A 19653-nucleotide genomic window follows, 5' to 3' on the forward strand; every position below is an offset into this window, starting at 1 on the left:
GACATGCTGACATTGTTCAACACCCTCACCGGGAAGCAAGAATCCTTCAAGTCCTTGGAGCCCAACAGGGTTCGGATGTACGTCTGTGGGGTTACGGTCTACGACTATTGTCACATCGGTCATGCGCGTAGCGCGCTCGTCTTCGATGTCCTTCGGCGGTATCTGGAGCATATCGGATATCAGGTTGAGTTCGTCAAGAACTTCACCGATGTCGACGACAAGATCATCAACCGCGCCCGTGAGCGAAGTGTGCCGTACGAGGCCATCACCACACAATTCATCGAGGCCTACTATCAGGACATGGGCAAAGTGGGGGTTGCGCGAGCAACGAAAGAGCCGCGGGCTACAGAGCACATCGCCGATATCGTTGCGATGGCGGAAAGGCTGATCAAGAATGATCTGGCCTACCACGTTGGCGGCGACGTGTATTTCCAGGTGAATAGGGACCCTGCGTACGGACGATTGTCCAAACGCAAGCTCGAAGATCTCCAGGCTGGCGCACGTGTGGAAGTAGATGAGCGCAAGCGTCATCCGATGGATTTTGCATTGTGGAAGAGCAGCAAACCCGGCGAACCATCGTGGCCGAGTCCTTGGGGTATGGGGCGACCAGGCTGGCACATTGAATGTTCGGCCATGTCAATCAAGTATTTGGGGGAGACGTTCGATATTCACGGCGGCGGCATGGACCTCATTTTCCCGCACCACGAGAACGAAATTGCTCAATCCAGCGGTGCGACAGGAAAAGAGTTCGCACGGTATTGGATTCACAACGGGTTCGTCCAGATCAATCACGAGAAGATGTCGAAGTCCTCGGGCAACTTCTTTACGATCAGAGAGATTTTTGAAAAGTCGCAATGGTCCGAGGAGGTGACGGGAGAGACTATTCGATACTTCCTGCTCTCAACTCACTATCGTAGACCGCTCGATTTTTCCGATCAGGCGCTGATGGAATCCAAGAGAGCGTTGGATGGATTTTATGATCTGTTCCTGCGGTTGACTGAGCCAGGACAGGATGAGGAGTTGGATTTTGCAATTGGTTTTTACCAAGTGGGGTTCGAAAGGGCGATGGAGGACGATCTCAATACTCCGCAGGCCTTGGCCGCACTGCAGGAACTGCGGGGTGAAACGAATAGACAACTATTGAAAGGCTTACCGGGCGGCAAGAAAAGAGAGGCACGGGAAACGTTTCGCACGCTGGGGAAAGTGCTAGGGCTGTTTCAGTTGGAACCGAACCAGTGGCAATTCAATCAGCCCGAAAAGGTCGGATCGACCAATGCAGACGTTGAAGCGAAGATTGCGGAACGGATCGAAGCCAAGAAAAAGAAAGACTTTCAGCTCGCCGATGCCATTAGGCGCGAGCTTGCAGCTCAGGGCATCACCATCGAGGACAAACCAGATGGCACTAGCCGATGGAAGCGATGAGCCATCAGAGATCCTCTACGGATTGCATGCGGTTCGAGAGGCTCTCCGAGCTGGTACCCGACCCATACAGCGTCTTCTGGTTCTGAGACTGGATCGCCAGTTCGGCGACTTGGTCCAGCGGGCCAAAGAGCACCGCGTTCCCGTACAGCTTGGGCCGTCTGCCGCGTTCGATCGACTCGTCCCCGGCGGAAAGCATCAAGGGGTCATTGCGTTCGTCGCAGCCAAATCCTACAGCAGCCTTGGTGAGATTCTAGAATCAGCTCGCTTGCGCAAAGAACCTCCGTTCCTTCTCCTCCTTGACGGAGTCGAAGATCCTCACAACCTAGGTGCGGTGCTGCGCACCGCTGAGGCAGCGGGTGTTCACGGTGTATGCATACCGGAACGGCGGGCGGTAGGCCTGACGTCCGTCGTTGCAAAAGTTTCCGCAGGGGCGATTGATCATATGCTGGTTTCACGCGTCACGAATCTCACCAGGCTCATGGAAGGTCTAAAAGAAGCGGGAATTTGGGTGTATGGGGTGGAACCCTCAGCGACAAAGCTCTACACGCAAACCGATTTGACTGGTCCGTTTGCGATAGTCGTTGGCGGCGAAGGCGAGGGTATTCGACCGGGTGTACGGAAGGAGTGCGACGAGCTGTTGCGTATCCCGATGATGGGGAAGATTGAATCGTTGAATGTCTCTGCCGCAGTCTCGGTTGTGCTATTCGAAGCAGTGCGGCAGCGAAGCCGAAACCGAGTGTGTGGTTCTACCGAAGCCTGATCATTCCGCCTTGGATTGAGGTTTTCAGCAATTGTGCCGTATTGGAAACGCGGAGTTTTTTCATCATATTGGCACGATGCGCCTCGACGGTCTTGACGCTGATCTTGAGCCGCTGACCGATTTCCTTGTTCTTGAATCCGGCCCAGATCAACTCAAGGATTTCTTGTTCCCGACTGGTCAAGGATTCCGGGCGCTTTTTCCGTGGCGGTGGAGTCAAGTCGACGAGGGGCGATCTAGGCTTCGCCTTGATCACGCGTGTCATGTTTGCCGTTCTCCTTTGAATGAAAGTAAATTCCGTTGTAATTTTACTGCAGGTGAAAACACCGGAGAACAAACCCTAGTACCCAGAGTGAAATTATAGGAGGTCGGTTTGGTCCGTGTAAATCGAAGCTCTATGGCCCTAGTGCAAATACGTACATCAGTCCGTGGCAGCTAGAGGTTGGCCCATGAATATCCATCTTTATATCGTGGTGGCCGTGCTGGGCTGCCTCGTGGGGAGCTTTCTAAACGTGTGTATTTTTCGGCTGCCTCGTGGTGAATCCGTAGTTTGGCCCGGGTCGCATTGTCCAGCCTGCGGGAATCCGATTCAATTCTACGACAATATTCCTGTGTTCAGTTATCTCTGGTTGAGAGGACGGTGCCGAGCCTGCCGCGTGAAGATTCCTTTGCGGTATCCGGCTGTGGAAGCTGCCAACGCGGTGGGGTATGTAGGTATTCTGTGGTTTTTCGGTCCTGGATGGCCGGCCGTTCTCTACGGTGTGTTGTTCTCCGCCTTGCTCGTGGTGGTCGGCACCGACCTCTCACACCAGATCATTCCGGATACCATCACATTACCGGGTCTCTTCGTGGGGTTCTTCGGAGCCGTTACCGTTCTGCCAGTGGGGTGGGTAAATGCCCTTTTGGGAATTCTTATCGGTGGAGGCATCCTTTGGGCACTGGCGTGGATCAGTCCATACCTCTTTGGCAAGGAAGGCATGGGTGGGGGGGATATTAAGTTATTGGCCATGATAGGGGCCTTTCTCGGATGGAAGCCGGCTCTATTGACGATCATGGTCGGTTCCTTGATGGGGTCCCTGATCGGTGTCTCCTTAATCGGCCTTCACGTGATCAGGCGCGATGAGTATATTCCGTTCGGACCGTTTCTTGCCTTTGGGGCCCTCGTATCGATGTTTTTTGCTCAACCCATTCTTGAGTGGTATCAACGTCTGCTGAGTCCGTCCTAAGTCCTCCCCGCTCGTTCTGTATCTGAACCGGAAGTCCGTTGTATCCGATCAGATTGCAGGCATCTTCAGTTCTCCGATCCTCAAGAACGACCCTGTGCGTCAACAAGTCACAGCGCTTTCTGGCCACTTCCTGTGGACAAAGTCGCAGCGACCAGTCTGCCCGAGGACGGCATGAGTCTTGGAAATTACGATTTCTCATCGGACCGACGCTGCCATGTTATCTCTATCCGTCTTGAGACCGAATTTACAGGAACATGGCGGAAGTCTGCCTGAAGTGTTGATGGTCTTGGTAATCCTGGCCGTAATGGCGGCACTGGCGGGACCGAGCTACAAGGCGGCGATTGCAAGAGCACAAGCACGATCCGTTGCCGCTGAGATCGCATCAGAGCTTCGTCTGACCAGGCAACTGGCAATGGCCAGACGCGAACGATTACTCGTTCAGTTCGACCAACCGCGCTGCTCTCTCACATTCGTGCGCGCGGATTCCGGAGATGTGCTCAATGAATATCACTATGCCGACAAGGGAGTCGTACTCGAGGTGCCGAGCGCCGGACCGAACGTACTATTTTACCCGAGCGGGCGCTCGGCTACGGCATCGACCATTGCCATAGTCGACAGCGTGGGGAGAAAAATCACATTGACCGTGAGCATCACCGGACGCGTCTCCCTATCATGACGAAGCGTCCGATCATGACCGATTGTGCCGGAGCCAGCTTCGCGGAGGTCTTGGTCGCGACGGCAATCTTGCCGTTGGTGCTCATGGGAACCATAGGAGCCTTCCACATAGCCGAGAGAATTATTACGTTGGGAACGTTATCCAGCCGGGCATTGGCAATGGCTCAGTCGCGTATTGAAGCGAAGCGATCCGTTCGATGGGAACGGCTCCTCATAGACGATCTCAATTACGACGGCATTCCGGAGAGCCTTATGCACGATGATGGGCAAGCTGGGGACTTGGTCGGAGGAGATGGAGTCTACTCAGCGACTGCTCAAAGGGATGGTGTGTCCCTCACATGGACGGTGACACCGAGTCGAACAGGACACCTGTCTGGGGCAGGGTATGTGGTCATCGAGAGCCGAGCCTCATATGAAACCGACCAAGGGCAGCGAGAAGTGAAGCTGGTCGCAGTGAGAGCGAATCCTGTGTATGTTGGCGAGTAAGCATTCCCATGGGTCAAATATGTTGCCGATGTATTCGCGCATCCGCGTCCTTCGTTCTGAACAGAGTGAGTTCGGGACGACTCTCCTGGAGTTGTTGATCGCCACTGCGGCCGGGCTTATCATCTTGTCAGCCGCCTGGCAGACCTTGTCCTTCTTTCATCGGCAGTTCTCTCTCCAACAGTCTTCCCTCGCACGGCAGCAAGACCTGCGCCTCGGTCTTGAGGTGCTGGAGCAAGAGATTCACCAGGCTGAGGCCGAATCCGTCTCGGTCATGGGACAGGAGGAGTTCGAGTTCTGGGCGAATGTCAACGGTTTGGTCACCACCGTTAGCGGGCCTGTAGCCTCGGGTCAAACCTCGATGCGTGTCGATGACGGCAGGGGATGGCCGGAACGAAAGACCATCGTCATCAGTTGGAATAATCAGAACGAAGTGATGACGCTTGCACGGGATGGACAGCGGACATTGCTGACACTCACGCAGCCGGTAGCAACCCCGATTCCGACGGGAGCCTCCGTGTCGGTCCGCAACCGTATTCGTTTCTACATCAAGCAGGACGACCAGGGCAACAAGAGGTTGTTACGGATGGTCGATGGAGGAGCCAGCGTCCTGGTCGGAGACGTTCAAGCAGCCAAGTTCTCATATTGGGGCGAAGATGGACGGACGGTGAGCCAACCCAGGCATCTCAAGCGAGTCGTCGTTGAAGTAACTCTGCGTGGGCATGTGGCTAGAGTTATTCGGGAAATCGGTCTGAAATCATGACTCGTGCCTCGTGCTGTGTCGGACTGAGGAGGTGGTCATGTGCCATCAAATGATAATGAAGTCGGAGCGAGAAGATGGCCATGTGCTCTTGGTCACGCTCATGCTCATGCTGATTCTCTCCATGCTTGGGATGTCATCGCTGTATCTGGCCGGTCAAGACAGACCAGGAATCTCGGCCATGAAGGAGGAAACAATCGCAGAACAGCTCGCTGACTCAGCGACGGACTTGGCTATGAACTGGTTTCATGATCCGAGCACCACGCCGGCGACTGTGCGAGAATTGTTGGCCAGACGACAGGGGGATCCCACGACCGGTCCTTCCTTCTTCGATGCCGCACTCCGTTCGCAATTTGTTGGAACGGCGGAGCATCCGGATATCCTGTTCGATGCGGCCAACGCTGCAGACAATACCATCCTGAACGGGCCGCCAAGCGGATTCGTGGAAGCCCTACGGGGCATCGGGCGTCTCACACGATTCAAATTATATGGTCCCCTTCGCCCCGGATTGCTGGCTACGATGGAGATAACGGCTTCAACCATTGGGGCAAGGCCCTTGACAAGAACGGTTCAGATTCAGCTTGGTGCTCTGTCTATTCCTCCCATACGGGCGGCGATACAGGTTGGAGGAGGGCTCGGGACCGCTCAGGCAGACGGGGAATCCCCAGTACGGGTTCATTGGGGAGATCAACGTGTCGAAGGTAACCTGGTCGTGAGAAGACTAGAGGACATCGCGGTGAAGACTGGCGACGCTCCGGTGACGGGGCAACCCTATGATTTACTCAAGCAAGCGGTCGATCGTTGGGTTGAATACTGGATCGGTGGTGAGTTAACAGTGATTGTCCCGCCTCCTGGCCAGAGTGTGAATCCGGTTCCGCCGCAGAGCGTCCACCTTCAACAGTCCCCACTGCCAGGCGTCCGATTAGACCAGTGGGACTATGAGTCAATGAAACAGACGGCGCTACGCTACGGAGTCTACTATCGACTCGATGGAGAAGGGTTGCTTCATCATCAGGATGCATCAGAAGGGGAGCGGGGTTTCTCCTCTTCCGAATTGCTTGCCTCTCAGACAGTCGGCGATAATCGTGGCCTAGTATTCATCGATACTATCGATGGCGAGCCGCCAAGTCCAAATAATATGGGGACACTGGTGTTAGATGCAGACTATCTTGAGTCCGTGCTGATTGTGCACGGTCACGTGGTCCTAAGGTCGCAAGGTCCAGGCCGATCATTTCCTGTTCTGACCCCGGCCCAGAACGGAACAAGGGCTCTGGGAACGAGAATACCGGTTCAACTCTCAGGGATCCATTTGCGTGGCCTCCTCTGGGTAGGTGGGTCAATTACCGTCGAGCAACCAGTAAAACTGTTCGGTGCAGCAAAGGCCGGAGGGACCGTCGTGAGTACAAACCGAGGAGCAAGTCTCGAGATCTGGTATGACGCCGACTTGGCGCAGGGACTCTTTCGTGGTTTGCCCGTCGTATACAAGGCTCCTCGGAGCTGGCGAGTCTTGTGAATTCAGCCGAGAGCGAAGTCTTGACGATCGAACCTGGTCTGGGGCATCAGGGCGATGAATGGAAGACGGCGAAGGTCATTCGGAACTCACTCGCCAACCAGTAACGAGACTTGTGTCTCGACCTCGGTACGTGCTCGAGCAGAATGTGCTGGATGCTTTGGTGCTTCGAGGGTGCGTTGCTCCGATAGATGTAGAAGCCGCGATAGAGGAGGCTAAGGGAGGCGAAGACCTAGAAGGAATTCTGCTTGATACGTATCAAGTGCCGAAGGAGGCGGTGGGGACCGCGCTCAGCGAGTTTTACCAATGTCCCTACTTGCCCTATGACGAGCGAACGATCATCGACGCCGAGCTATTCAAGACGCTTAATATCGACTACCTCAAGAGAAATTTATGGTTGCCGATTGCACGACATGGCACCCTCATAGACGTCCTCACCACCGATCCCAACGATCCTGAAAAGAACTGGGATGTCAGAAGAGCATTCTCGGGCGCCTCGATTCGTTACAGCGTTGGGCTGAAGCGAGATGTCGAGCAGTTCTTGGCTGCCGTCGCCAGACCGGCAAAGAACACGCTGCTCGGAGAGATTCTGAGCGAACTCGTCCATGACATTCCTGTCGTTCAACCGCTCGAGAATCCCACCAGCACTGTTGACGAAAATGATTCGGCGATAGTGCGGCTGGCGAATCACATGATCCTGGAGGCGGATCGATTGAGCGCATCGGACCTCCATATTGAACCCTACGCGGATCGAAAGGATACCGCTGTTCGCTATCGAGTCGATGGGTCGTGCTTTACACACATGAAGATTCCGGCGGCGTATCGTCGCGCCATCGTATCGAGACTGAAGATCATGGCCAATCTGGATATCGCTGAACGACGCAAGCCGCAGGACGGAAAGATTGCATTTAAGCTGTCCACAAGCCGGAATATCGAGCTGCGCGTCGCGACGCTTCCTACCGCAGGAGGTGAGGAGGATGTTGTTCTCCGCCTGCTGACGGCGAAAGAGCCGATGTCCCTGAATGCGATGGAGTTTTCTGGCGCGACGCTGGAGGCGATCAAAGGTCTCTCCGAAAAGCCTCACGGTCTTCTACTGTGCGTAGGACCTACAGGATCGGGAAAGACAACCACACTGCACGCCCTGCTTAGGCATATCAATACCGATGAACGGAAAATCTGGACCGCGGAAGACCCGATTGAAATTACGCAAGATGGGCTCAGGCAAGTCCAAGTCCATCAGAAGATTGGCCTGACGTTCTCGACGGCCATGCGCGCATTCCTGCGGGCCGACCCGGATGTAATCATGATCGGAGAAATGCGCGACAAGGAGACTGCCGATATCGCGATCGAGGCTTCTTTGACCGGGCACCTGGTATTGAGCACTCTGCATACCAATAGCGCGGTGGAGACCGTCATCAGACTTCTTGATCTCGGCTGCGATTCCTTTAACTTCGCGGACTCCATCCTTGGTATTCTCGCGCAACGACTCTGTAAGAAGATTTGCGGCGAATGCAAGGAAGCATATCGACCGTCTCGTCAAGAGTGGGACGAGCTGATGCAGGGTTATGGAGGCCGATTCTTGGCTGAGCTTAATGGGGATGACCAGAATCGTGCGACCCTACACCGCGGTCGCGGCTGCCAAGCATGCAATCGGACGGGATTTAGAGGACGAGTGGCGATCCATGAGTTCCTGGTCGTGTCTGATCAACTAAAGAAGCTTATTCAGTCGAAAGCGCCGGCGAGCGAGATGCTCGGCGTGGCAACGCAGGGAGGCATGGAAACGTTGCTTCAGAATGGCATCACCAAAGTTCTTCGAGGCTTGACTGTCTATGCTCAGGTGCGGGCCGTCGCAATGAAATAGATTCACACACCTCCCCTCTTCTCTGTAGCCAATTATCTTGATAGGTGTCGACAATGGTGTGACTCAAAATGGAAGGTCTATGGCCAACGCTCATAGTCTGGCGTGGATTTGAACCAGTGGGTTCGAGTTGCAAGTAGGAGTGGAGATTGTCAGCAGGATGCCAGATTGCGACTCTGTGACAAGGTAAGTAGACCGTGCTTCAGGTGTGAAGCTCACCGACATCCTTGCAATTCCGCTAGCTGCTGATCGGTTGCAAATCGAGGGACTCTGGCGCGTTCCTGTTTGAGCTGGTACTGACCTTCCACCTCTTCTTGTAAGGGAGTGGATTCCAAAAGTTCACAGCAAGGGTCCATCGGAGTCTTCCTGCCTGATGCGCTGTGAGGATGATGCCAGTAACATAAGAACTGCCAATCCGCGAGAAGGTCAGGCAGCGACGGATCCTTACGTCCATCGCGGAATACAATTCGGCCCAATCGGATTGCTGAGAACGCTCGACCTTACCCTTTGAGGTGGAGAGTTCGTGAGCGGCTAGGTCTGAACTTGAAGCAAGAGCGTTGCAAGGCCTCCTGGAAGACCATGCCGAAAAGTCCCCATCGCGATCTGTCTTGACTCGCTGGATCGGAAACAGAGACTGTTCGCTCATGCGACGCTCCAGGAAGCGAACCGCATGGTTGGCGGTACGCCAGGGATGCAGGCCGAGCACCTGAAGGCGTGTGCAGTCGTCGGTGGCAGCATACTGGAAGCGGTCGGCGCTGACTTTCATCGTATCGACTTAAACGCGGTCTCCAGGCACTGGACGGCTATAGCATCGTGGGTTCTCCGGTGGTCGGCTGAGGGCCAGGGGGGCTTGCTCGTGCGGATGAAGAACCTTCCAGATTGTGGCAGTGGACAGGCGAAGCTCATGATGGCGTAGTAATTCAGCTTGGATGCCTTTTGCCCCAGGCTAGCGCTCATCTTGTATGACTAAAATCAGGCCGATGCGTTTCTGATCGAGGAGGCGGCGCGTGAAGGATGCGGGGTCCGGTTCAGGCTGACTAGTTCTGCGTCCCAGTTCGATACAATTTCTTCCAACCACAGCCGTAAGGTGGGACTGCCGATGCCGTAACGCCGACAGACCAAGTCCACATCCTTGGTTTCGGCATCGAGCTGAACCCAGATTCGTCGGTGTCGAAGCTATTCCTGATCGCCATTCATGGAGCGGGAATACACATCGGTTCATTGGAAGTACGTGTGTGATCCCTACAGTTCAGACAGTCGCGGCGACGACATCCACCCGCTTCTCATCTCCCCTCGAGGCAAACTAGGAGTCAATCATACATACATACCTTAGGGCTTCTGAAGTTCTTGAAGCTTTGCGCGGCTCCATTGCACGATAGCATCTCTGGGGTGTGACGCGTCCCGTGGCAACTTGCGACATTTCAAATCGCGCGCAAAATCAGAACTTCCATGACGAAATTTGTCTGCTCTCGTCCGAGATTCTGAGGCAGCGTAGAGTGAAGAAGACCGATTAATCCAATGCTTGAATGGGTTTGGCTGCGCGTGACGAATGGCATAATGCTTGCTCACCCTCGTGGGGACCTTTCGATGAACTTGCACAAGTAGTGAGCGGATATGAGCAATAAGAATGGTAGAGAAAACGGATTTACGATGGTCGAATTGATGATTGTGGTGGCGATCATCGGTATTGCCTCAATCATCGCTGTTCCTGCCATCAACGAATGGCTAGCGCGTTACCAATTGAACCAGGCCATGAGTGAAATCACGGGGGACCTGAATCTGGCGAAGTTAGTGGCGATGAATAGGAATAGACAGGCAAGCGTTACGATTCAAGCGTCGGGAGCACTGATCGAGGTGAGCGGTGTTTCAGGTGGCCAACAGATTTTCCCCACGCGCACGTTGATGCCCCGCGTAACGACCCTTCCTGGTGGACCGGCTACGGTGAACTTCTCTTCCATGGGATTGAGCACAACGGCAGCGTCTCAAACGATCCAGATACAGAATGAGCGGGGACTTATTTACACACTCTTGGTATTGCCCTCCGGGAAGGTGAGTTGGTGTGCAAAGACTTCATGTTCATAGCTGAATCGGAGTCACGCATGGCCAAGGGAATCGTAAGCGAAAGCGAGTGTGGATTTACACTGATCGAGAGCATGGTGGCGGCCTTGATACTAGCCGTCGGATTGCTTGCTCTATCCGGAATGCAAGCCATGTCGCTGAAGAGAAACATTAACGGAAATGAGATGACGCGGGTAAGCAATCTTGCCGCCGATATAGTCGAGCGAATTCAATTCAACCGACGTAATGTTACTGCCTATCACAACGTAAATGTTAGTTCCGCGGTCACGACATGTCCAACGGTAATTGTGAACGTTATGGCTAACGGCGATTGCGTCCAGTGGAGGACCTTGCTGCTCAATTCAGGTCTCAACAACATTACAGGCACAGTGGTCTTGAATCCGGCTCCTCCTACATTGGATCCGCTGGGGCTCACGCGCAGCACCGTCACCGTGAGGCTCGACTGGACGGCTAACTCAAACATTGGAAGCGCTTCTCTTATGCCAAAGAGCATCACCCTGGTGACAGTGATCGCCCCGGAGTGAAGGTAAGGACATCGTCGCCATGAGTACTCGACACCGAAGACACTCGCAACATGGCATCACGTTGGTGGAGTTGATGATCGCACTTGCCGTGACAGGCATAATTGTGACAGCAGGTTTCACGGTGCTGACAACGACCGATAAGTCCACTAAAGCAAATGAACAAGCGGCAGGTACCCAGCAGAATGCCCGATTGGCTATGGAACTGATCGCCCGCGACGTCAAGCTGGCTGGTTTCCGAATGCCGTTGTCTCCCAATGCGCCTGTCGGAGGTACTGCGGGAAACTGTGCTCCCGGGGCAACAAGTTCAGCGATCAGACCTGTTGATAAGGTTTCGACCCCCTCGGCCCTCCCGAATGACGATGGCCCGGATACTCTTTCCCTCGTTGTTCCTCGAACCAATCCAGGATGGATCATTTCCCAGGTTGTGCCGGTTGCACCGGCGAGTTCCTTCTCCGCCATTACTCTTAATGCAGTCGCCGTTTCGGAGATGCAGGCCGAAGGCATGGTGAACGGTTCGAATGCCTATGTCACTGTCGGAGGTGTTCTGACGGCACAGGTGTCGTCCAGTAGTGGATCCGCGGTGAACTTTAGCAATGGGTTCAATCTGCCTGTTACATTTCCTGTGGGAACCCAAGTCTATCTGTTGCAGTGCATAACCTACTCGATCGGAGCAGATGCAGCGGCGTGTGGAACAACTGGACCTTGCTTACTCCGAACTGTGGACACAGGAACAGCCTCGCCCACGACAACTAATATCGTTGATGGTATCGAGGATATTCAATTCGCGCTTGCCTGTGATGGCTGCAATGCCGCCGTCAAGACAGGTGTGCCTGACGGGGTCATTGACGACTGGAACGCGAACAATACATTCGACGTTGGAGACTGGCAGACCAACAGAGTGTGGTCTCCTCTCACATTCGATCCAGCCACCATCAGGCTAGTTCAGGTCAATGTCGTTGCCAGACAGTCGGTGAGAGACCAGGGGCTTGGTGAGGCCCAGCAGGCTGGAGTATTGACGGCAGGTCCTCTGACAATTAGCGACCATATTCATTCCAATGATCCTGGATATGTCCCTTCAACGTATCAGCAGTTCAGACGCCGTCAGTTGACGAGGACGGTGGACGCTCGAAACGTCGAGCAATAAATTGGAGCAGGAGTCAATATGCCAGTCGATGAGGCGAACGGTTTGATCAGAAGTGAGCGAGGCGTGGCCTTTTTGATGGTCATGATCCTCATGCTGATCCTGACGGTATTGGGTATCGCCGCAATGACTGTCACGGGACTTGAGAACCGCATCGCGGGATTTCAACGGACGACTGAAGTGGCAGCCGATGCTGCGGAGTCTTGTCTGAGTTCTTCGGTAAAGATCATCCAGCAAACGATCGAGAACGGTTCGGTGCAGGCGGCGGTAGTTAGTTCGAGCGGACCGGTTCCAACTGGAGCGGAGACTTCAGCCAATCCATCCCTCACCATGGAAATCAACGGCCAAGCCGACAACCACGTGGATACGGTGACAGGGACAGGGGCTTTGGGGCCGGACTACGATCAGACAATCAATGGGTACTCCGTGCGAGGTGACATCGACCGTCTGTATCTTCAAGCGAAGGCGGGATCCGGCATGCAGTTCGCCGCAGGCTATGAAGGAGCGGGATCAGGAAGTGCGGGTGGAGGTGTTGATGTCCTCTATCGAGTGGATTGCAGAGCCACACTCGTGGCGACCGGGACCGAAAGCCGGATCGTTGGCGTGTACGCTTGCACTCTAACGGGTGAAACCTGTCAGAGAAAACTATAGCTCTAAGGACGAACCGACGCATGTTGTGGTTGAGGCGAATGAGAGTTGAGAAAGCTGTAATGAGGAGGGGTAGGATCATGAACAAACTGATGTTAGCTCTCCTGCTCGCCGTTGTCGGTGGCATCGTTGACCACTCCGCCGTCGCTCAAGTCACGATGAATAACTACACGGCCTATCCACCTTTTATTACCAAGACAGTTCCACCAGCTGTCATGCTAATGATGACCAAAGACCATAGGCTTTTCTTCAAGGGGTATAACGACATTGTCGATCTGGACAATGGAAAACCTGGCGGGGATGCCGCGGTCGACACGACGTACAAGGACAACATCGATTACGTCGGCTATTTCGACCCGAAGAAATGCTACGACTACTCGGGAGGAACGGGATTCGGCGGTACGGGACGCTTCAATCCGGCCGCGGCTGGTGCTGGATCCTATGGTCACTTCTGCACGGCCAAATGGAGCGGAAACTTTCTCAACTGGGCGACGATGGCGCGGATCGACATCATCCGGAAGGTGCTTTACGGGGGAAAGCGCATCGTGGATGACGCCGGTACTTCAACCTCGTCAATGACTGGAAACAACGGCCTAACAGTCTTGGGACGAACCATTACTCCTCGTGATGCACATTCCTGGGCGAAGCCTTACTCTGGTAGCAACCTGAGTTCTTTGGTGCCGACAACCGCGCTGGGTATCGCCTCCGGCGCCGTCACGATTTGCAATACCAACAGTGCTAGTAGTGAAACAGTCGGCTACATGATGGTCTTGGACGGGAACTGGCCCGATGCCGATAGTACCGAGGTACGGCAATGTGAGCGAACTGCGAACGGTGTCGGTTTGTTCGGTGGAGAACTTAAGGTAACTTATCGGGTGGCCGTTAAAGTATGCGATTGGACCGTCGGGCTTGAATCGAATTGCGACACGTACTACGACAACAACACTCCCAGCCCGACAAGCACGTATACGTATAAGCCGCAGGGTTTGATCCAACGCATGGCGGTGAATTCCAATGGAAGTGTCGGCACCGCGGATGACACAGTGACCATGCGGTTCGGTCTGATTTCAGGCAGCTATGAGCGCAACTTTAGCGGTGGTGTGCTACGGAGTAAGGCCACCGACCTCTACACCCAGGAGATCAACAAACGAACGGGGCAGATATTGTCTACTTCAAAGGTCATCAAGACGATCGATATGTTCAGGATCGTTGGATACAATTTTGGCGGCAATAACTACTCTGCCGGTGGGAATGATGGGAATTGTAGCGTAGATGGAGGAATTCCCTCGGAAGGTAATTGCAAGAGCTGGGGCGAGCCCTTCGCCGAAATGTTCTATGAAGCGATACGCTATTTTAGGGGCCTGGCAGGTTCCGGCAATGCAACCACACAGTTTTATAAGACCTCCGGCAACGGCCCCGACAACAGCATTACGAGTTATGCGATTGGAAATGGCACATACGCATCCAATACCTTCCCAATCGAATCCAACAATGGATATGGCGATCCATACACGGGGTCGCCACCTATTTGTGAGTACTGCGCGAAGCCCTTCGTCTTGATGTTCGGGGATGCCTTCCCGTCGCACGACTCAGACCAGTTGCCGGGAGCCCAAGCTTGGACCTCTGCCCCAAACCAGGTCACTCCTACCACAAATGACACCGGGATCGACGTTTCAGCCCTGCTCTCCACCTCATCGATGAATACGCTGGATCCGATTAGCTCTGTTTTTATCGGAGAAGTGAATGGCGGCTCCGCCAATAGTATCTGCTCAGCCAAGGCGACGACGACGTTCTTAAATATCCGAGGCCTCTGCCCGGAAGAGCCGAACAAATATGGATCCTATTACCTTCCGATTCTGGCTCACTATGCGAAGACGACGGACCTTCGCGGCGCTCTTGGCAATGATACGGCCAATTTGGTGAAGCAGAACATTACGACATATGCTGTGGTCGCCAGTGCACCGGTTCCCGTGTTGGAATTTTCCGTAGGGTCCAACAAGGTCCAACTTACCCCGGCCTTTCACAGCGGCTGTCCGGCGGCATCAGGAGGCGCGCCAGCGAGTGATTCAAATCGCTACAACGGATGCACAACTGCCGGGCAAGGGGCCTGGGCGAGTTCGGCGGGGACCGGAGGAAACAAAGGACAACTGGTGGCATTCGATATCTGCGTGAATGATGCAGATTGGACCACCGAAACAGGGAACGGCTATACCTCTTGCTACGAAATCATGTGGGATGATGCGACCTATGGTGGAGACTACGACTTGGATATGCGGTATCGCCTCTACGTCAAGACCAACGGATCTTCCACGATTACAGTAAAGACCAAGCCCATATACTCGAATGCGGGAAATGGCAACTGGGCGGGATTCTACATCAACGGAGTGAGTGCGGCCGGTCACAGCGCCACAACTCCAGCAGCAACGTTGAATAATATTCTCACGGGTGCTGGCGAGTACTATGACGTTCGCTGCGGCGGAAGTATTCCCACCGGATCGGGAAACGGGCAAGAATGCCAACGGTATAACACTACCGGCGGATGGACTTCAGATACGTCGTCACCGTATACGAATATTTGGGTCGAGAGAACATTCACGGCCAATGGAACAAACGCCGGCCTACTGAAAGATCCTCTCTGGTATGCAGCCAAATACGGAGGGTTCAAAGAGGGCGACAAGTCCGCGACGACGGGCTATAACCTCCCTGATAAGACGTCAGAATGGGATGCGGACGGCGATGGAGTGCCGGACACATACTTTTATGCCCAAAACCCGCTGGAACTCGAAGGCAAGCTCGCTGCCGCCTTCGCGGCGATTCTGAACCAAACGTCATCTGGTACTGCCGCGTCGGTCTTGTCGTCCTCGACAAGCGGCGAAGGCGCCCTCTATCAGTCCTATTTCTATCCGACCCAGTTCGAAGGAACTCGCGAGGTCAAATACGCCGGATATGTGCACGGGCTCTTTGTCGACACGTATGGAAACCTCCGCGAAGATACGAATGGCGACGGCCGCCTGGTGCTCACCGAGGATCGAATTGTTGTGACCCGGTACGACTTGGTTAACGACCGCCTGGCTGTTGACATTTTTGTTGATTCGAACGGTGACGGCAAAGCTGACCCAACTAGAGATACGACCGTTCCTCCTGATGGCATTCTCGACACCGCCTTCTGCGACGACTCACCGCATCAATGCGACAAGGCCATCACCGATATCAATCCAATTTGGGAAGGAGGACGTCGTTTAGCCATCATGCCACCCGCGAATCGATACATTTACACCTGGGTGGACATGGACAATGACAAAGTCGTGAGCAGCGCTGGCTCCGCGACACCTTCGGGCGAGTTCATTTCGTTCGATACCAGTAATCAGAGCAAGCTCGCCGGTTATCTCAATCTGAGTGGGGCCCCAGCTGCCCTCACAGCGGCCAACGTGATCAATTTTATACGTGGCAACCAGATCGCAGGTCTTCGAGATCGCACGTTGACAGTGAAGAACGACAGTAACGTTCCCGCTGCGATGGTGTGGAAACTTGGCGATTCAGTCTATTCAACGCCCGTTATTGTCGGAGATCCTAAAGAGCGATACGACGTGTTGTATGGCGATGCAACGTACACAGCCTTTTTCCAGCAGTACAAGGGACGCCGCCAGGTTGCCTATCTTGGAGCCAACGACGGCATGCTTCACGCGTTTAACGTAGGGTTTTATCATAAGGGCGATGATACCAGCGGGTCCGCTCCCGCTGGAAAAATAGAGCATGGATGGTTTTCAAATTCCACGACTGCAGACGGTCGAGGTGTGGTTCGTGGCGACGAACTATGGTCGTATATTCCGCAAGAGCTATTGCCGCATCTTCGGTGGTTGGCGGACCCCAACTACACGCATGTGTACTATGTCGATCTGAAACCGAAGGTGACGGACGCGAGGATATTTGCTCCAGATGCCGACCATCCCAACGGCTGGGGAACAATTCTGATCGGCGGGTTCCGAATGGGAGGAAGCTGCGGGAATTGCACGGGTGGTCAGGGCACGCCCATGACGTTTGCGGCAGATTTCAACAATGACTCCACCGTGGATGCCGCGAGAACCTTCTTCAGCGCATACTTCGTCTTGGACATCACCAACCCAGAGAAACTCCCGAAACTCCTCTGGAGCTATTCGGATACGAGCCTTGGGCTGACCATGAGTTATCCGAGCGTGGTCCGGGTTCGCCCGTTGGGCGGCGATAAGACACAGGATAGCGATGCCAAATGGTACGTGGTGGTTGGGTCCGGCGCAACCAGCTACGATGCTGGTGTCGGGCAGGTGGCAAGGATATACGCTGTCAATCTCAAAGATAGAATAACGTCGGCGGCTTCAACGACTGTCGCAATCTTCGATGCGGGCGGAACCTTGTCGAGCCCGCCCAATTCATTTATCGGAGACCTATCAACGATAGACAGAGACTTGGACTATCGAGCCGACGTCATCTACGGCGGAAAGATCATTAGTGCATCCCCGTGGGAAGGTAAATTGCTCCGCCTCACGACCGGTTGTTGGAAAGCATCCACTCCGGTCTGCAATACGGATCCCTCTTTGTGGGGCGTACCATCAGGTGCAACAGCTCCAGCACCGACAAGAGCCCCATCTGAAATTCTCTATCAATTTAAGAACGCGACCGGATCCACAAAAAATACATTGGGCCCTTTGCCCCAGGCTGCAGGTCTTGCATTGGACGAGACGGGTAATACCTGGGTTTTTGCAGGAAGCGGCCGTTACTATACTCAATTGAGCGGAACTGGTGACAAGGTCGATACCTCGGTTCAGTTCCTCGTGGGCGTGAAAGATCCGGTGCTGCAAGGTTCGGGCGGATGCAATGACGCGACCATCACCGGTTGTCGAATAGACGACAGCTTGAACAATGAGTTGATCGACATGTCAACGGCTACTATCTGTCAACTCGGCAATGGCACATGTGACGGTACCACGACACAGCAAGTCACGAGTGTCCCGGCGATGGCAACCGGTGGAACATATGGATCCCTTATTTCATTGGTCCAAAGCAAGAGAGGCTGGTTTACGAAACTGACCGTCCTAGCCAGTGGACCAAGTGAACGATCGGTGGCGAATCCAGTGATTCTCGGAGGGATTGTGTTCTTCCCCACTTTCCTGCCGAGCAGTGATGTCTGTGTGGCGGCGGGATCAAGCAATCTCTATGCGTTGTATTATGTAACGGGCGGACCATACAGTTCACCGATTGTTGGGCTGAGCGGACAGAATATCAACAACAAGACAAGTCTCGGTGACGGTTTGGCCACTACCGTCGCTATCCACTTGGGAAGTCAAGGTGATGGTTCCGCTGGCACCGGCAGCTTGAGCGGTGTGAAAGGATGTTCGCAATCCAGCACCGGCGCCATCAATTGTGTGAATACCGGAACAGCGACGACAGTCGCTAGCCGATATCTCTCATGGATCAATCAGCGCGATTAGCTGGCAACACATGAGACATGTGACATGAGCATCTGGTCTCAATAAGTCGGTAAAGGGGCTTTGTGTATCGGATATCTGCAGGTCTGGCGATTGTTGTGCTGTTCTTGGATCTCGGGTGTACGTCTGAAGATCACTATGCTGCGGGCACTTCTGCTGGCAATGGTCAGCCTAGCATTCATTCACTCACAATAGTACCAAATCCAATTACCCGTCACGGTGTCGTGACCGCGGTCGCTGAAACTAAAGATCCGAACCAAGACGAAGTGACCGTACGATTTCGTTGGTTCGTGAATGGAACGGAAGTGTCAGGCGAATCTGCGATGACGCTCGATCCGGAGCGACTGAAACGAGGTGATCGGGTTAGCGTGGAAGCGACCCCGCACGATGGGAAGACCTCGGGTGCCGCTCTTCGCAGCTCAGAGGTGTCTGTGGGGAATACGCTTCCAGTGATCCAGACTCTTACGCTTGAACCAAGACAACCTAAGGCCGGAGACAATATCAAAGCGGAATTGGAGGGTGGCGACGTCGACGGAGACAGTGTCCAGTACAACTATACATGGCGGCACAATGGCCAAGTGGTGCTAACGGGAGAACAGTACACGCTCGACAGCACTGGATTTTCTCGCGGAGATACAGTGAGCGTTTCAGTTGCCCCGCATGACCATGGCGGGGAAGGTAAGGAAGCCCGCTCACAACCCGTGACCATATCTAACAAGCCTCCAAAATTCACATCTTTCGCTTCGCCTGTAGTTGCTGAAGGCAAGCTTGAATATCAAGTCTCCGCGAACGATCCGGAAAACGATCCTATTACGTTCTCATTGGAATCCGCTCCTCCTGGAATGACCATCAACGAAAAGACCGGTCAGCTACAATGGTCGATCTTGCCTTCCACGCAAGGAGTATTCCGCATAAAGATTATGGTACGAGATGACCATGAAGGATGGGCATCGCAGGAGTTCGACATTTCGCCAAAAGTCGAGGCGAAATCCTAACACCCGTGTCCCGCGTTCCAGTCTTTCAATCCGTTCGTCGTCATGAGTTGGTTGTCAGCGTCCTCTTCACTCTGATACAATTAGCTACCAAGCGATTCAGCTGGCTATCACTA

At 54.1% G+C, this 19653-nt stretch carries 15 protein-coding genes; 14 read left to right on the forward strand and 1 reads right to left on the reverse strand.

Going from position 1 to position 19653, the window contains the following annotated elements:
• Nucleotides 1–3: 3 nt before the first annotated feature.
• Nucleotides 4–1422, forward strand: coding sequence for a cysteine--tRNA ligase (gene cysS, locus P0111_02625; GenBank protein ID MDF0642901.1), 1419 nt, complete (start codon nt 4–6; stop codon nt 1420–1422).
• Entirely contained in the window at nt 1397–2182 is a 786-nt protein-coding gene (rlmB, locus tag P0111_02630; protein ID MDF0642902.1) for a 23S rRNA (guanosine(2251)-2'-O)-methyltransferase RlmB, read from the forward strand. The genes cysS and rlmB overlap by 26 nt, the downstream gene beginning before the upstream one ends.
• Here rlmB and P0111_02635 read toward each other — a convergent pair.
• Nucleotides 2169–2444 carry a LuxR C-terminal-related transcriptional regulator gene (locus P0111_02635; protein MDF0642903.1) on the reverse strand — a complete coding sequence of 92 codons (276 nt, stop codon included), beginning with the start codon at nt 2442–2444 and terminating at the stop codon, nt 2169–2171. The two genes, rlmB and P0111_02635, sit on opposite strands and share 14 nt — an antisense overlap.
• 184 nt (nt 2445–2628) lie before the next feature.
• On the opposite strand from P0111_02635, the gene P0111_02640 reads away from it, so the two are divergent.
• The 12 genes from P0111_02640 to P0111_02695 all read left to right on the forward strand — a co-directional run bounded on the left by P0111_02640 (nt 2629) and on the right by P0111_02695 (nt 19540).
• Entirely contained in the window at nt 2629–3405 is a 777-nt protein-coding gene (locus tag P0111_02640; protein MDF0642904.1) for an A24 family peptidase, read from the forward strand.
• A 280-nt stretch (nt 3406–3685) separates the two neighbouring features.
• Nucleotides 3686–4081, forward strand: a complete 396-nt coding sequence (locus tag P0111_02645) for a GspH/FimT family protein (protein ID MDF0642905.1) — start codon at nt 3686–3688, stop codon at nt 4079–4081.
• Complete coding sequence (locus tag P0111_02650) at nt 4078–4566, forward strand: hypothetical protein (GenBank protein ID MDF0642906.1); 489 nt, start codon at nt 4078–4080, stop codon at nt 4564–4566. Before P0111_02645 ends, P0111_02650 begins: the two co-directional genes overlap by 4 nt.
• A gap of 28 nt (nt 4567–4594) precedes the next feature.
• Nucleotides 4595–5326, forward strand: a complete 732-nt coding sequence (locus tag P0111_02655; GenBank protein MDF0642907.1) for a hypothetical protein — start codon at nt 4595–4597, stop codon at nt 5324–5326.
• A gap of 37 nt (nt 5327–5363) precedes the next feature.
• Nucleotides 5364–6836, forward strand: a complete 1473-nt coding sequence (locus P0111_02660; protein MDF0642908.1) for a hypothetical protein — start codon at nt 5364–5366, stop codon at nt 6834–6836.
• Nucleotides 6837–6948: 112 nt separating this feature from the next.
• On the forward strand, nt 6949–8694 hold the full coding sequence (locus tag P0111_02665; GenBank protein ID MDF0642909.1) for a GspE/PulE family protein: 1746 nt from the start codon (nt 6949–6951) through the stop codon (nt 8692–8694).
• A gap of 1611 nt (nt 8695–10305) precedes the next feature.
• Nucleotides 10306–10773 carry a prepilin-type N-terminal cleavage/methylation domain-containing protein gene (locus P0111_02670; GenBank protein MDF0642910.1) on the forward strand — a complete coding sequence of 156 codons (468 nt, stop codon included), beginning with the start codon at nt 10306–10308 and terminating at the stop codon, nt 10771–10773.
• A gap of 17 nt (nt 10774–10790) precedes the next feature.
• Nucleotides 10791–11294: a prepilin-type N-terminal cleavage/methylation domain-containing protein gene (locus P0111_02675; protein ID MDF0642911.1), complete on the forward strand. Its 504-nt coding sequence runs from the start codon at nt 10791–10793 to the stop codon at nt 11292–11294.
• A 19-nt stretch (nt 11295–11313) separates the two neighbouring features.
• Nucleotides 11314–12438 (forward strand): PilW family protein, encoded by a 1125-nt coding sequence (locus tag P0111_02680; protein ID MDF0642912.1) that lies wholly within the window; start codon nt 11314–11316, stop codon nt 12436–12438.
• An 18-nt stretch (nt 12439–12456) separates the two neighbouring features.
• Nucleotides 12457–13086 carry a PilX N-terminal domain-containing pilus assembly protein gene (locus P0111_02685; protein ID MDF0642913.1) on the forward strand — a complete coding sequence of 210 codons (630 nt, stop codon included), beginning with the start codon at nt 12457–12459 and terminating at the stop codon, nt 13084–13086.
• A gap of 77 nt (nt 13087–13163) precedes the next feature.
• Nucleotides 13164–18548, forward strand: coding sequence for a PilC/PilY family type IV pilus protein (locus tag P0111_02690; GenBank protein ID MDF0642914.1), 5385 nt, complete (start codon nt 13164–13166; stop codon nt 18546–18548).
• A gap of 62 nt (nt 18549–18610) precedes the next feature.
• Nucleotides 18611–19540: a putative Ig domain-containing protein gene (locus tag P0111_02695; GenBank protein MDF0642915.1), complete on the forward strand. Its 930-nt coding sequence runs from the start codon at nt 18611–18613 to the stop codon at nt 19538–19540.
• Nucleotides 19541–19653: the final 113 nt, after the last annotated feature.

It is taken from the genome of Nitrospira sp. (assembly GCA_029194535.1).
Taxonomy (GTDB): domain Bacteria; phylum Nitrospirota; class Nitrospiria; order Nitrospirales; family Nitrospiraceae; genus Nitrospira_C.

Excerpts from the sequence above, each read along its gene's own strand:
- cysS (MDF0642901.1), top strand. The coding sequence starts at position 4 with ATGCTGACATTGTTCAACACCCTCACCGGGAAGCAAGAATCCTTCAAG.
- rlmB (MDF0642902.1), top strand. The coding sequence starts at position 1,397 with ATGGCACTAGCCGATGGAAGCGATGAGCCATCAGAGATCCTCTACGGA.
- P0111_02635 (MDF0642903.1), bottom strand. The coding sequence starts at position 2,444 with ATGACACGCGTGATCAAGGCGAAGCCTAGATCGCCCCTCGTCGACTTG.
- P0111_02640 (MDF0642904.1), top strand. The coding sequence starts at position 2,629 with ATGAATATCCATCTTTATATCGTGGTGGCCGTGCTGGGCTGCCTCGTG.
- P0111_02645 (MDF0642905.1), top strand. The coding sequence starts at position 3,686 with ATGGTCTTGGTAATCCTGGCCGTAATGGCGGCACTGGCGGGACCGAGC.
- P0111_02650 (MDF0642906.1), top strand. The coding sequence starts at position 4,078 with ATGACGAAGCGTCCGATCATGACCGATTGTGCCGGAGCCAGCTTCGCG.
- P0111_02655 (MDF0642907.1), top strand. The coding sequence starts at position 4,595 with ATGTATTCGCGCATCCGCGTCCTTCGTTCTGAACAGAGTGAGTTCGGG.
- P0111_02660 (MDF0642908.1), top strand. The coding sequence starts at position 5,364 with ATGTGCCATCAAATGATAATGAAGTCGGAGCGAGAAGATGGCCATGTG.
- P0111_02670 (MDF0642910.1), top strand. The coding sequence starts at position 10,306 with ATGAGCAATAAGAATGGTAGAGAAAACGGATTTACGATGGTCGAATTG.
- P0111_02675 (MDF0642911.1), top strand. The coding sequence starts at position 10,791 with ATGGCCAAGGGAATCGTAAGCGAAAGCGAGTGTGGATTTACACTGATC.
- P0111_02680 (MDF0642912.1), top strand. The coding sequence starts at position 11,314 with ATGAGTACTCGACACCGAAGACACTCGCAACATGGCATCACGTTGGTG.
- P0111_02685 (MDF0642913.1), top strand. The coding sequence starts at position 12,457 with ATGCCAGTCGATGAGGCGAACGGTTTGATCAGAAGTGAGCGAGGCGTG.
- P0111_02690 (MDF0642914.1), top strand. The coding sequence starts at position 13,164 with ATGAACAAACTGATGTTAGCTCTCCTGCTCGCCGTTGTCGGTGGCATC.